The following is a 12258-nucleotide window of genomic DNA, read 5'->3' as shown; positions in this document are numbered from 1 at the left end:
TGAGGGCTCAAGGTATGGGATCGAGGGCTAACTCGCCATCAGGTATCTGCGCGTCAGTGTCTGTTCGTGAGTCACGGTTTTAACCTCTGCCAGTGTGGTGCGATGGCGCACCTCACTGGTTTTTTGCTTTTCGGGCACCGTAAAATCTGGAGCAGTGGTTTGCATTCCTGTCCGGTTTTTCGGTGTTGAACGTGGTTACGCCGACAGCTTGTGGTGAGTTCTATTACCACAAGGATGGCGAGGATATCGTCCTTGTCGGATAATCGATTTTCCGGCCCTTACAATGCTTTGTTAATGGGCCTAACAGGTGAGGTTTTTCTGATGGCGAATGCGCGGCCGCGTCCAGCGGTAAATGGTGTGGCTTCGGCTGACCGGGTCTTGACCGTGCTCACGGCTTTTCGAGTCGGCGATACGGCGTTGAGCCTGGTGGAACTGGTTGAGCGTACCGGGCTGATCAAAAGCACGGTCATGCGCTTGATGGTCTCCCTGGAGAATCATGGCCTGATCAATAGAATGGCCGATGGCCGCTATCAATTGGCCAGTGAGGTCATGAGGCTCAATGCTGTTTATCAGGAGGCCCTGGATCTTGAGCGGCATGTGATGCCCAGGCTGCAATACCTTTCCGAACAGTCCGGTGAAACCGCATCGTTCTACGTTCGCCATGGCGCCTACAGGATGTGCCAGTACCGAGTGAATTCCTTCCACAGCCTGCGGCTCAACCTGCAACCGGGCGATATGCGTCCGATGGACGAAGCCGCTGGTGCCCAGGCGCTGCGTGCACCTTTCCAGGTAGGCATCGCACTGGCAAAACCTTATTACTCGCGCGGTGCAACGGATCCTCACGCGGCCTCGATGGCCCTGCCTATCTATGGCGCTCAGCAAGAACTGATGGGAGCGCTGGTCATTTCTGGGCCTGCAAGCCGATTGACCGAAGAGGCCGCAGACAGCATTAAAGCCATCTTTTTCGATACGGCACGTGATCTGATGCGAAGCCTGGGCTTCAAGCCGGCGGACAGTACGCCCGCCAGTAGCGAGCTGGAAGCCGTCAAGTAATACCAGGTTGTCGCCACGGTACAGAACCCTCTCTTTTTGTAGTGCCAAAACAACGATGCCCATTTTCCGCCAAGGGAAAATGGGCATCGATGTTTTGGTGAGCCGTCTCTACTTAACGCTGACTGCAAGATCAGCCTGTTCGTGCTGACGTTTGCGCCCGATGACCAGCACCATGAGTCCGGCAACTGTGCAGAGGGTTGCCAGCGGCATCAGTGCCAGTGCATAGCTGCCGGTTGCATCGTGAATCGCGCCATACGCATTCACCATCAGGCCTCCGCCGATCAGGTTGGCCATGGCGCCAATCGCTGCCAGTCCTGCAGCAGCGGTGGAAGACGACAGCCAGCCGGATACCAGCGCCCAGAATGGCCCCTTCATCGAATACGCCCCGATCAAAACCATGGTCAACATGACGATCGTGGCCGGCAAAGATGAGGTGAACAGTGTCATGAGCAGACCGGCAGCAATGAGCAGCAAGGTCATTGCCGTATGCCAGCGACGTTCCCCGGTGCGATCAGAGCTGCGACCCCACAGAATCATCAGCACCGAAGCAACGCCGTACGGAATGGCATTGACCAGGCCAATCTCCATGGATGTCAGGCCAAAGGTCTTCAGTAACTGCGGGGCCCAGACGCTCATAGTGCTGCCGGCAGCGGATGCTCCCGAGTAGATGAGCGCAAGTACCCAGATATCCTTGTGGCGTAGCAGTTTCCACAACGAGATATGGCCGATAGCGGTTTTCTTCGATGCTTCCTCTGCAAGACGCTGTGTCAACCAGTTGCGCTGTTCATCGCTAAGCCACTTGGCATGCTCAGGTCGATCCGTCAGCACAAACAGGCACGCAATGCCCAGGAGTACTGCTGGAATGCCTTCAATGATGAAAAGCCAATGCCAGCCGCGCATTCCCATCCAGCCATCAAGGCTCAAAAGAAGCCCGGACAAAGGCGAGCCAATGAAGTTGGCGGCAGGGATGGCGACCATGAAGATGGCGACCATGCGGGCGCGGTAGGCCGATGGCAACCAGTAGGTGAGGTACAAGAGCACGCCAGGGAAGAAGCCGGCCTCGGCTGCACCGAGCAGGAAGCGCATCACGTATAGAGAGTTAACTCCCTGGACGAAGGCAGTTCCAGCCGAAATGATGCCCCAAGTAATCATGATTCTTGCGATCCAGATCCGAGCACCAAACTTTTGCATGGCCAGGTTACTGGGAACTTCCATAAGGAAGTAAGCAAAGAAAAACAGACTGCTGGCAAATCCGAAGACTTTTGCGGTCAGGCCCAAATCCGCGTTCATCTGCAGCGAGGCCATGCCGATATTGCCGCGATCAATGATCGCGATTAGATAGCAAATGATAAGAAACGGCAGTAAGCGCCAAGCGACCCGGTGCATCGTGCTGCGTTCGAGATCACTTACGGTGTTATTTGGCGAAGTCATGAGGCTCTCCAATTGTTTTTTTTCTGGAGTGTCGCGTTACAAAAGCGCCCCTTCTTGAAGCGGAAGGAGCGCGCAATCATGCGATCAGCAGTCGAGCAGGTGCCTGTTGACCACGCAGCGTGGATCCAGTGGCTGGCCTGCCCAGACATCCAGGATCTGTCGCAACGCGACAACACCTACACGATCACGTGCCTCGGAGGTATTGGCGCCGACATGAGGAGTCGCCACGAGCGTCGGAAGACCCCACAAAGGGCTGTCAGCGGGTGGAGGCTCGGGATTGAAAGTATCCAATCCAGCGCCGGCGATTTTACGTTCGCTCAGTGCTTCTACCAGTGCCTGGGTATCAATCAGTTCGCCACGAGCGGTATTGATCAAGATGCTGCCCGGGCGCATGAGTTCCAGTTGTGCAGCGCCGATCAGGTTGTGATTGGAATCGGTCAGCGGGCAGTGCAGGCTAATGATATCGCTTTCGGCCAGCAGGCGATTGAAGTCCTGTTCACGCTCCACATGATTGCGCTCCGGTAGCTGCTGCAGATACGGGTCATAGACCCTCACTTTCATGCGCAGCGGGGCGACCAGATCCATCAGGATGCTGCCGATTGACCCCAGACCTACCAAGCCGAGCGTCTTGCCAGACAACTCGATTCCGTTCGCCTCGGCCTTATCCCAATGACCGTCGCGCATGCGCGCGTCCAGCAATGCGGTTTGTCTCGCAACGCTGAACATCAGCGCGAAGGCATGTTCGGCTACCGATTGAGCATTCGCACCTACGGCAATGCTGACCGGAATGCCACAAGCGGCAGCGGTCTTGATATCGATGGTGTTGTAGCCAACGCCATGTTTAGCGATCGCTTTCAAATTTTTAGAGGCCTTGATCATCGATCCGGTCAGGTGGCCCTGGCGAACGATGATCGCGTCAGGCTGCTCCGTACGAATGATGGCTTCCAATTCCTCAGCGGGCAGGTAGGGCGTCGTTGGAATGACTCTGACGCCCTCGGCGGCGGCCAGGTTCATGGCATCCGCAGCGAGTTCGGGGCCTGTTAGCAGAATGGTTAGGGGCATCGTGGGTACCTTGTTTTTATCGTGGAGATAAACGCTGGCGCATGCAGCGACTGCGATGATGTAACCCTATCATAATGAAATGGCGTTGCAATAATTTACTTGTGACGTTCGTCGGACGGGATTGCTGGCGATAAAAATCTCTGTTGTGTTCTGATTAATGAAATGCAATTCTAAAAACAGGCCTCGACGACAGTCGATGTGATTGAACAAAACCAAACAGAGGTATGTCACATGAGCATTGGATTTCAGGTGCTTCAGCGCGCACGCAAAGTCAGCGCAGAATGGGTCGCACGTTATCGTGAGCTTCCGGTAGCCAACGTCAGCGACTCCATGAATCGCATGACCGCAGGGGGCTCTCGCCTGCGCCCCATGCACCGTGAAGGCGTGCTCGCTGGCCCGGCGGTGACAGTCAAGGCTCGTCCGGGTGACAATCTGATGCTGCACTACGCCATCGACATCGCTGAGCCTGGAGACGTCATTGTGGTTGATGCCGGTGGTGATCTGACCAACGCGCTGATCGGTGAAATGATGGTTTCCTACGCGGTAAAGCGCGGCGTAGCGGGGATTGTCATCAATGGTGCGATTCGTGATGCCGCCAATATTGGCGGTGGTGATTTCCCGCTGTTTGCCGCTGGTGTATCGCACCGGGGCCCATACAAGGACGGGCCAGGCGAGATCAACGTACCGATTGCCATTGATGGTATGGTTATCGAACCAGGCGATCTGGTCATTGGCGATGATGATGGCTTGTTGTGCGTACCCTTTGACCATGTCGCTGAAGTCCATGATCGTGCGACGGCCAAATACACCGCCGAGCAAAAACAGATGGAACTCATCGCCCAGGGCAAAAACGACCGTTCCTGGGTGTTGGATTCTTTGAAGACAAAAGGCTGCCTGCTGCCACTCTGAACCAAGACACTGCCGCGCATCAGGCTCTACGGTGCGCGGCAGGTGGATCGATCAGGAATGGCATGGCCTTTTAAGGAATCTCATTCTTGCCCAATCCATACTCTTCCCGTCCCACACGTTGGCCAGCTCCAGTTCGTGCACTTGCCAATCGCAATTTCCAAATCTATTTCGTCGGCCAGGGCATCTCTACTCTAGGCAAATGGATTCAACAGGTCGCCTTGGCTTGGCTGGCCTATCATTTGACCGGCTCAGCCGTTCTGCTTGGCCTCATTACATTTCTCTCACTTGCACCGCAACTTCTCATCGGGCCGTTCGCGGGGGCCTGGATAGATCGTCATGACAAACGACGGTTGTTGATCGGTGTGCAAGTGGTGCTGGTTTTCCAATCACTCATGCTTGCCCTCATCACTCAGCTCGGCTGGATCGATGGTGTGTCGATTGCCGGTATGGCGCTCCTGCTAGGGCTGCTTAATGCGGTGGAGACACCGTTACGCCAGGCGCTTATCGGTAGTTTCGTCGACGACCCTGCGGATCTGCCGAATGCGTTAGTGCTAAACGCAATGTTGATCAACGCTGCGCGGTTTGTCGGGCCACCCCTGGCGGGCACCTTGATAGCGGTGACGAGCGAAGCGGGTTGTTTCCTTCTGACTGCATTAGCCTACATGGGTCTTATGTTGGGATTGGTTAAGGTCAGGGCGACAGCATCACCAAAAGCAACCGGTTCGACTTCTCAGGTTTTCCGGGAAGGGGTGCTTTACCTGTGGCGGACAGTGAGCGTTCGGCAGTTGATGATCAGCGTGATCATGGTGAATCTGCTGGCGTCCTGCTATGCAGCGCTTTTGCCTATTCTCGCAAAGACTGTGTATGCGGGGGATGCGAGGATTCTCGGCTGGTTATGGGGCGCCGCCGGTGCTGGTGCCTTCGTGGCAACCCTGATTTTAGCCTTCAGTGGATCATTGTCTCGATTGCGATACTTCACCGATGGTGGAGCGCTTGTCTGCGGCTTCGCGCTGCTGGGAGTGTTCCTCGCCGGAAGCTTGCCGATGGCATTAGTTGGATTGGTGCTGCTGGGCTTCGGCATCACGATGAGCAACGTGAGCACTAATATGCAGTTGCAAAGCGGCGCACCAGGCTCACTGCGTGGTCGAGTTGTCGCGTTTTATATCGCCATGCGATTCGGATTTGAGGCTGTAGGGGGGATGCTGGCAGGGTTGATCGCAGCACGATTTGGAGCGCCTGCGACACTCGGTATCGCAGGATGCATGTTGCTTCTGTATCTGATCCTGAGTATCGGTAGACGCTATCTGAAACATCGATCACTTAATCGCTAACCATCGCAACCATTTGTACGTTGTCGCTCCTCCTCAGAATCGAACCGTACATCTGGTCTAATGGACTCATATCGACGAGTCCTGAATGACTATTCTGGCCGTTTTCTGCCCGTGGTGAGAGGCAAAAAACGGCCGAAAGCTGCGACCCGGCACGGAGCCCTACCGGCCAACGAAGGGCCTGGCTTGGCTGGAACTGCGCAAGTTGCAAGTTTCAATCGGCGAAACAAAACTCAGTTTGCCCAAGCGACCTCACGGTGTGACGGCTCTTCGGTAGGTTTCTGACCCGAGCCTGCGGCGATGGCTCATCGGTTGGAATCTGAAGCTCTTTGAGCACACCTGCTTGTACCAACTCCTCAACCTCATTCTCAACGTGGTTGATCAATGACCTGATGGATTGTCCTGTCTCTGCAGCGAAGGTGAGGGCGACCAGTCCAAGTGGGCTCAAGCCAAGCGGAGAGCTCAAAGTCGACATCATCTCCAAGGTAGGGCTGCTTTGACCCCGTTCCAGTTTTGAAACGTAAGTTCGACTGCTGACTTCTGCCAGGTTCTTCTGAGACAGTCCTCGAGCCTTTCGCATCGCCCTCAGTACGACTGCTACAGCATTTTTGACTGACATAAAGGCTTCCTGAGTCCCGATGTACTGACATGGTCATCCTCAAGGATGAGGATGACCATAAGCGTTCAGGCCAAAAAGGCTATCACAGGGCAGGTGCGGATATGAGTGCCCGTCGAAGTGGTTCGTAAACCAACAGCTAATCGGCAGGCATCGACACATGCTGGCGGGCGATCGTATGGTAGCCGGCGAAGCCTGCCTGAGCACAGGTGAAGCCCGAGGTTAAGGTATGGGCTGGGAGGTTTTTTGCAGGAACCAGAAACGACAAAGCCCTGAATAATCAGGGCTTTGTCGTATAAAGATGGCGGAGGCGATGGGATTCGAACTCATGGACCTGTTACAGTCGACGGTTTTCAAGACCGTTGCCTTAAACCACTCGGCCACACCTCCGTTGCTGTTGCGGGCGCCATAATACCTGAATGAAACACACTGTCAAACTCTCTGCATAGCTTGTTACAGAGCGTCTGTTATGATCTTTGCGTCTGAACGTTACAAACCAACAGGAGTGTCGCCATGCGCGAACAGGATTACGCAGTTAATAACAGCTTGCAGGCTGAGCAGCTAGAGGTTAGCCGCGTCCTGCGAAACACCTACGGCTTGCTCGCTCTAACCCTCGCATTCAGCGGCCTGACCGCCTACGTCGCCCAGCAGATGCGCGTCGGTTACCCGAACGTTTTCGTGGTGCTGATCGGCTTCTACGGCCTGTTCTTCCTCACCAACAAACTCCGTGATTCGGCCTGGGGCCTGGTGTCGGCATTTGCCCTGACCGGTTTCATGGGTTTCCTGCTCGGTCCGATCCTCAACCGTTACCTGGGCATGCAGGGCGGCGCTGAAGTGGTCAGCTCGGCCTTTGCGATGACGGCATTGGTGTTCGGTGGTCTGTCGGCCTATGTACTGATCACCCGCAAGGACATGAGCTTCCTCGGCGGTTTCATTACCGCGGGCTTCTTTGTCCTGCTCGGCGCGACGCTGGCCAGCTTCTTCTTCCAGATCAGCGGCCTGCAACTGGCGATCAGCGCAGGTTTCGTGCTGTTCTCCTCGGTCTGCATTCTGTTCCAGACCAGCGCCATCATTCACGGCGGCGAGCGCAACTACATCATGGCAACCATCAGCCTGTATGTATCGATCTACAACCTGTTCGTCAGCCTGTTGCAGCTGTTCGGCATCATGGGCCGCGATGACTGATTGTCAGCCTTGAACGAAAAAACCCGCTTAGGCGGGTTTTTTCATGTCTGGATTTCAGGGTCACTCGGTAACGATGATGCTTCCATCGGCTTGCTGCCGGTAGACGGTATAGGGCAGCAGCAATGTGTCGAGCGCGCCGGAAAGGACCACATCGATCAGCACGATGGCTGGCGCGCTGTCATGGACCTGAGCGTCCCGTCCTTTTTCCAACGGTGCATTCAGGTAGCAGAAATCGTACGTCACCCCGCTGTAGATTCGGGGAATTGCGCCACAGTAACTCTTGCGCTCCTTGAGGCTTTTGGTGGCGACTTCGTCTGCGCGCATCACTGTCTGGACCGTGCCGCATCCTGCGAGCATCAGCGCCATCACCATCATGAACCGATTTTTCATACCGCCCATCCTTAGCTGGAAAACCGCCAGTTTACGCCATCGGGAAGGCGCTTCATTCACGTCATCGGCGGCAAACGGCGTTTGACCGGGGTTTTCTTGACGATCGCTGTATTGGTTTCAGCGTGGGTGTTGAGGCGGTCGAGCAGGGTATCCAGTTGTTCCATTGAGCGTACGTGCAGGCGCGCGATGAAGCAGTCATCGCCGGTGACCTTGTCGCACTCGGTGAACTCGGGGATGGCCATGATTTGCCGTTCCACTTCTTGCAACTGGCCTGGCAGCGGGCGAATGCGCACGATGGCCTGCAGTTGATAGCCGAAGCATTTCGGGTCGATTTCAACGGTGTAGCCCTTGAGCACGCCACGCTCCTCAAGGCGGCGCAGGCGCTCGGCAACGCTGGGTGAGGACAGCCCGGTAAGGTTGGCCAGGGCCTTGAGGGAACGCCGCGAGTCCTCCATCAAGGCGCTGATCAGCACTTGGTCGATGTCATCGGTCATGGCAAAACCTCTATTAGGCAGTTACTCAAAAATGCCTTGATAAAGAAGGCAGATCACGAGTTTAGCCTGATTTAAGCGCTGGAGAAGCGCCTCCGGGGATTGGCATACTTTGCCCACTCACAGAGGAGTCTGAAGATGGATAAGACAATACGCCGCGGCTCGTTCGAAATGACCGCCGCCATGCTGATCTCCGGGACCATCGGCTGGTTTGTGCTGGTGTCCGGGCAACCGGTGCTGGACGTGGTGTTCTGGCGCTGCCTGTTCGGTGCCGGCACGTTACTGCTGATTTGCGCGGCATTCGGCTTTCTGCGCCCCGGCATTCTGACCCGTACCACGTTTCTGTTGGCCGTACTCAGCGGCGTGGCGATTGTCGGTAACTGGGTGCTGCTGTTCGCGTCTTACTCCCGCGCATCGATTGCCATCGGCACGGCCGTCTATAACGTGCAGCCCTTCATGTTGGTGGGGCTGGCCGCGATGTTCCTCAATGAGAAAATCACCTTGCAGAAACTGGCGTGGCTCGGTGTTTCGTTCCTTGGAATGCTGGCGATTGTCAGCGCCCATGGCGGGCAGGGCGAGAGCGGCAATCAGTACTTGATCGGCATCGTACTGGCGCTGGGCGCTGCGTTCCTTTACGCCATTGCCGCGTTGATCATCAAGCGCCTGACCGGTACGCCGCCGCATCTGATTGCGCTGATTCAGGTCAGCACCGGCGTGCTGCTGCTCGCACCGTTCGCGCACTTCTCCGCGCTGCCGCAGGCGCCAAGCGCCTGGGCCAGCCTGGTCACACTGGGTATCGTGCACACCGGCGTCATGTATGTACTGTTGTATGGCGCGATCCAAAAACTGCCTACGGCGTTGACCGGCGCACTGTCGTTCATCTATCCGATTGCGGCGATTTTCGTCGACTGGCTCGCCTTCGGCCATCGCCTGGAGCTGCTGCAATGGATTGGGGTAGCCGCGATTCTGCTGGCAGCTGCGGGCATGCAACAAGGGTGGAGCCTGAAGTTTCGACGGGCCGTGACACCGTAATCCGGGTAGAGGTTGTCAGATGTTCCAGCGCGGCGCGGTGTTGGCCAGCCGCTGGCGCATCTCGCCAATGTTGCCAGCCAGCTGTTGAGTCAATAAGCGATAACCATCCAGCACGTTGTAGACCGGTGCATCGAGGCTCACAACCGGTGACGCCAGCGGCCGACTCAGCCGCTGGGTACCGCCGGATTTCAGGGCCCGCGCCATGCCGAGCAATTGCACGCGAATCAGGCGGTGTTCTGCCTTCAATGCCGACCGCAGGTTAGCCAAGGCGTCAGGATCACTGGTATCCGGTCGGGTATTGCCCAAAATCTCCAGGGTGCTGACACACAGGCGCAGATGGCGCTGGATAGCATCGAGTTCGGTCATCGAAATCTTCACCTCCTTGGATACCGAGGGCATCAAGGAACGCAGTTGCACCATCACCGCGTTGAGGCGACTCATCAACTGGAGGTGCTCGTCGGCAGAGACCGGCTGACCGTCGATAATCCGCCCATAGACCTTTGCACAGTCGCGCAAGGCGTCGGCCAGGTTGTAGCGCCAGGAATAGACGGCATAGAGCGGCAGGGCGAAGGAAAAGGCCAAAGCCAGCGCAATACCAATCAGGATGTCCACCCCGCGCCACAAGCCATCGGTGACTGGGTTGTCGCCATGCCCCGCGACGATGAACACGGTGATGGCGGCCAGCAATGCGGTGTAGCCACCTTTGCCAATGGCGTGATACGAGAAGAACCCGCAAATCACCGCCATGGCGAAGTAAGTCAGCCACGGCATGCCGAGCCAGGCCTGTTGCACCACCAGCACCAGACCGATGGCTGCGCCGACCAGGGTGCCGATCGCCCGTTCAGCAGCTTTTTTGCCGATATTGCCGTGGTGCTGTAACCCGCCGATCACCACCAGCATCGTCACCGACGCCCATTCGCCATGGGGCAGATGGATGCCGGTGGTCAGCAGGATGGTCGCCAACAACCCCAGTGATACGCGCACCGCGTGAATCACTCGAGCGTGGCGATAGCGCTCGTACGGGTCCAACAGTGGACGCAATATCCGCCGCAGCAGCGGCGGCAATTGATGGGTGCTCAGGCCGTTCTCCTCAGAAGATGTAATCGGTGGTCAAAAAGCTCGAACTGCGCCCGCTGATGATCTCGCTGATCAGGTCTTTGTTGGTCTCCTGGAACTTGGTCGCCACCAACGTGCGGATCGAAAACACCCGCAAGGCGTCATGTACCGACAGGGTGCCTTCGGCCGAATTCTTGCGGCCATTGAACGGGTAGGTGTCCGGGCCGCGCTGGCACTGTGCGTTGAGGTTGATGCGACCGACCTGGTTGGCGAAGGTGTCCACCAGGCGGCCGACGGCCACCGGGTTGGTGCCGAAGATGCTTAATTGCTGGCCGAAATCCGACTCCAGGACGTAATCGATCACCGTATCCAGATGACGGTACGGCACGATCGGCACCACCGGACCGAATTGTTCTTCCTGGTAAACGCGCATTTGCGGCGTCACCGGGTACAGCACAGCCGGGTAGAAAAATGATGCGCGAGCCTCGCCCCCATTGGGGTTGACCACCTTCGCGCCTTTGTTGACGGCATCGGCCACCAGCGCGTGCAGGTAATCGACCTTGCCCGATTCCGGCAGGGGTGTCAGGGCCACGCCGCTGTCCCAGGGCATGCCGGGCTTGAGGGTGGCCAGTTTGGCGTTGAATTTCTCGATGAAGGCGTCGACCACGTCCTCGTGGACAAACAGGATCTTCAGCGCGGTGCAACGTTGGCCATTGAACGACAGGGAGCCGGTGAGCGCTTCGGTGACGGCGTTATCCAGATCCACCTCCGGCAGGACGATGCCGGGGTTCTTCGCGTCCAGGCCCAGCGCCGCGCGCAAGCGGTGGGGGCGAGGGTGCAGTTTTTTCAAGTCGCTGGCGGCCTTGTTGGTGCCGATGAACGCAAAGATATCGACCTTGCCGCTGGCCATCAGTGCGCTGACGGTTTCGCGACCGCTGCCGTAGATCACGTTGATCACCCCGGCCGGGAAGCTGTCGCGGAAGGCCTCCAACAGCGGACGAATCAACAGCACGCCAAGCTTGGCCGGTTTGAACACCACGGTGTTGCCCATGATCAACGCCGGAATCAACGTGGTGAAGGTTTCATTCAACGGGTAGTTGTAGGGGCCCATGCATAAGGCCACGCCCATTGGTACGCGGCGGATCTGGCCGAGGGTGTCCTGCTCCAGTTCGAAGCGGCTGGAGCGGCGGTCAAGTTCCTTCAGTGCCTCGATGGTGTCGACGATGTAATCGCAGGTGCGGTCGAATTCTTTTTCCGAATCCTTGAGGTTCTTGCCGATCTCCCACATCAGCAGCTTGACCACCGCTTCACGCTGCTGGCGCATGTGCTTGAGGAAGGTTTCGACATGATAAATGCGCTCGGCCACGCGCATGGTTGGCCACAAGCCTTGGCCTCTGTCATAGGCGCGCACGGCCGCGTCGAGGGCGGTCAATGCGGTGTCGGCATCCAGCAGCGGCGTGCTGCCCAGGATCACCTGCTCATCACCGCTCGCGCCCTTCAGGTACACCGGACTACGCACCGTGGCGAGGGCCCCCGGCCAGGCTTTCAAGACACCGTCGACCAGGTATTCACGTTGCTCGACCTGGCCGTCGAGGCGGTATTTCTCCGGAATGCTGCCGGCCTCGGGAAACAGGTCGCCAAGGAAGTCTGCTGTGCTCATGTCGTTACCCCGTATGAAATGTCACCCGCGAACTATGCCGCCGCA

12 protein-coding genes and 1 tRNA gene are annotated in these 12258 nt (G+C 57.2%); 5 read left to right on the top strand and 8 right to left on the bottom strand.

Features of this window, described 5'->3' with window-relative positions; genetic code table 11:
• The first annotated feature begins 321 nt into the window (after nt 1-321).
• Entirely contained in the window at nt 322-1053 is a 732-nt protein-coding gene (locus ABTV22_RS16100; RefSeq protein ID WP_433741421.1) for an IclR family transcriptional regulator, read from the top strand.
• 108 nt (nt 1054-1161) lie between these two features.
• Here the strand turns inward: ABTV22_RS16100 and ABTV22_RS16095 are convergent, their stop codons facing one another.
• Both ABTV22_RS16095 and ABTV22_RS16090 read right to left on the bottom strand, forming a co-directional pair.
• Complete coding sequence (locus tag ABTV22_RS16095; RefSeq protein WP_433735490.1) at nt 1162-2484, bottom strand: MFS transporter; 1323 nt, start codon at nt 2482-2484, stop codon at nt 1162-1164.
• Between the two features lie 84 nt (nt 2485-2568).
• Nucleotides 2569-3546, bottom strand: a complete 978-nt coding sequence (locus ABTV22_RS16090; protein WP_433735489.1) for a hydroxyacid dehydrogenase — start codon at nt 3544-3546, stop codon at nt 2569-2571.
• Nucleotides 3547-3777: 231 nt separating this feature from the next.
• Between ABTV22_RS16090 and ABTV22_RS16085 the strand changes: the two genes are divergently transcribed.
• Nucleotides 3778-4455 carry an RraA family protein gene (locus ABTV22_RS16085; RefSeq protein ID WP_433741419.1) on the top strand — a complete coding sequence of 226 codons (678 nt, stop codon included), beginning with the start codon at nt 3778-3780 and terminating at the stop codon, nt 4453-4455.
• A gap of 86 nt (nt 4456-4541) precedes the next feature.
• Nucleotides 4542-5786: an MFS transporter gene (locus ABTV22_RS16080; protein ID WP_433735488.1), complete on the top strand. Its 1245-nt coding sequence runs from the start codon at nt 4542-4544 to the stop codon at nt 5784-5786.
• Between the two features lie 211 nt (nt 5787-5997).
• On the opposite strand, the gene ABTV22_RS16075 is transcribed toward ABTV22_RS16080, so the two are convergent.
• Together ABTV22_RS16075 and ABTV22_RS16070 are read right to left on the bottom strand one after the other, a co-directional pair.
• On the bottom strand, nt 5998-6363 hold the full coding sequence (locus ABTV22_RS16075; RefSeq protein WP_433741418.1) for a helix-turn-helix domain-containing protein: 366 nt from the start codon (nt 6361-6363) through the stop codon (nt 5998-6000).
• Between the two features lie 338 nt (nt 6364-6701).
• Nucleotides 6702-6789: transfer RNA gene (locus tag ABTV22_RS16070), tRNA-Ser, on the bottom strand.
• Between the two features lie 123 nt (nt 6790-6912).
• On the opposite strand from ABTV22_RS16070, the gene ABTV22_RS16065 reads away from it, so the two are divergent.
• On the top strand, nt 6913-7584 hold the full coding sequence (locus ABTV22_RS16065) for a Bax inhibitor-1/YccA family protein (protein WP_433735487.1): 672 nt from the start codon (nt 6913-6915) through the stop codon (nt 7582-7584).
• A 60-nt stretch (nt 7585-7644) separates the two neighbouring features.
• Here ABTV22_RS16065 and ABTV22_RS16060 read toward each other — a convergent pair whose 3' ends face one another.
• Both ABTV22_RS16060 and ABTV22_RS16055 read right to left on the bottom strand, forming a co-directional pair.
• Nucleotides 7645-7974, bottom strand: coding sequence for a YceK/YidQ family lipoprotein (locus ABTV22_RS16060; protein WP_433735486.1), 330 nt, complete (start codon nt 7972-7974; stop codon nt 7645-7647).
• A 56-nt stretch (nt 7975-8030) separates the two neighbouring features.
• Complete coding sequence (locus ABTV22_RS16055) at nt 8031-8468, bottom strand: Lrp/AsnC family transcriptional regulator (protein ID WP_433735485.1); 438 nt, start codon at nt 8466-8468, stop codon at nt 8031-8033.
• Between the two features lie 135 nt (nt 8469-8603).
• Here ABTV22_RS16055 and ABTV22_RS16050 point away from each other — a divergent pair, with 135 nt between their 5' ends.
• Entirely contained in the window at nt 8604-9497 is an 894-nt protein-coding gene (locus tag ABTV22_RS16050; RefSeq protein WP_433735484.1) for a DMT family transporter, read from the top strand.
• Between the two features lie 15 nt (nt 9498-9512).
• Here the strand turns inward: ABTV22_RS16050 and ABTV22_RS16045 are convergent, their stop codons facing one another.
• Entirely contained in the window at nt 9513-10553 is a 1041-nt protein-coding gene (locus tag ABTV22_RS16045; RefSeq protein WP_433741416.1) for an FUSC family protein, read from the bottom strand.
• A 34-nt stretch (nt 10554-10587) separates the two neighbouring features.
• Nucleotides 10588-12213, bottom strand: a complete 1626-nt coding sequence (locus ABTV22_RS16040) for an NADP-dependent glyceraldehyde-3-phosphate dehydrogenase (RefSeq protein WP_433735483.1) — start codon at nt 12211-12213, stop codon at nt 10588-10590.
• Between the last annotated feature and the right edge of the window lie 45 nt (nt 12214-12258).

Source organism: Pseudomonas putida, assembly GCF_050990305.1.
In the GTDB taxonomy this organism is placed as follows: Bacteria; Pseudomonadota; Gammaproteobacteria; order Pseudomonadales; family Pseudomonadaceae; genus Aquipseudomonas; species Aquipseudomonas putida_AH.
Note: the sequence above shows the minus strand (reverse complement) of the source record. Positions and strands in the feature narration are given on the sequence as shown.

Coding starts and splice junctions, on each gene's coding strand:
- ABTV22_RS16100 (WP_433741421.1), top strand. CDS start 322: ATGGCGAATGCGCGGCCGCGTCCAGCGGTAAATGGTGTGGCTTCGGCT.
- ABTV22_RS16095 (WP_433735490.1), bottom strand. CDS start 2,484: ATGACTTCGCCAAATAACACCGTAAGTGATCTCGAACGCAGCACGATG.
- ABTV22_RS16090 (WP_433735489.1), bottom strand. CDS start 3,546: ATGCCCCTAACCATTCTGCTAACAGGCCCCGAACTCGCTGCGGATGCC.
- ABTV22_RS16085 (WP_433741419.1), top strand. CDS start 3,778: ATGAGCATTGGATTTCAGGTGCTTCAGCGCGCACGCAAAGTCAGCGCA.
- ABTV22_RS16075 (WP_433741418.1), bottom strand. CDS start 6,363: ATGCGAAAGGCTCGAGGACTGTCTCAGAAGAACCTGGCAGAAGTCAGC.
- ABTV22_RS16065 (WP_433735487.1), top strand. CDS start 6,913: ATGCGCGAACAGGATTACGCAGTTAATAACAGCTTGCAGGCTGAGCAG.
- ABTV22_RS16060 (WP_433735486.1), bottom strand. CDS start 7,974: ATGAAAAATCGGTTCATGATGGTGATGGCGCTGATGCTCGCAGGATGC.
- ABTV22_RS16055 (WP_433735485.1), bottom strand. CDS start 8,468: ATGACCGATGACATCGACCAAGTGCTGATCAGCGCCTTGATGGAGGAC.
- ABTV22_RS16050 (WP_433735484.1), top strand. CDS start 8,604: ATGGATAAGACAATACGCCGCGGCTCGTTCGAAATGACCGCCGCCATG.
- ABTV22_RS16040 (WP_433735483.1), bottom strand. CDS start 12,213: ATGAGCACAGCAGACTTCCTTGGCGACCTGTTTCCCGAGGCCGGCAGC.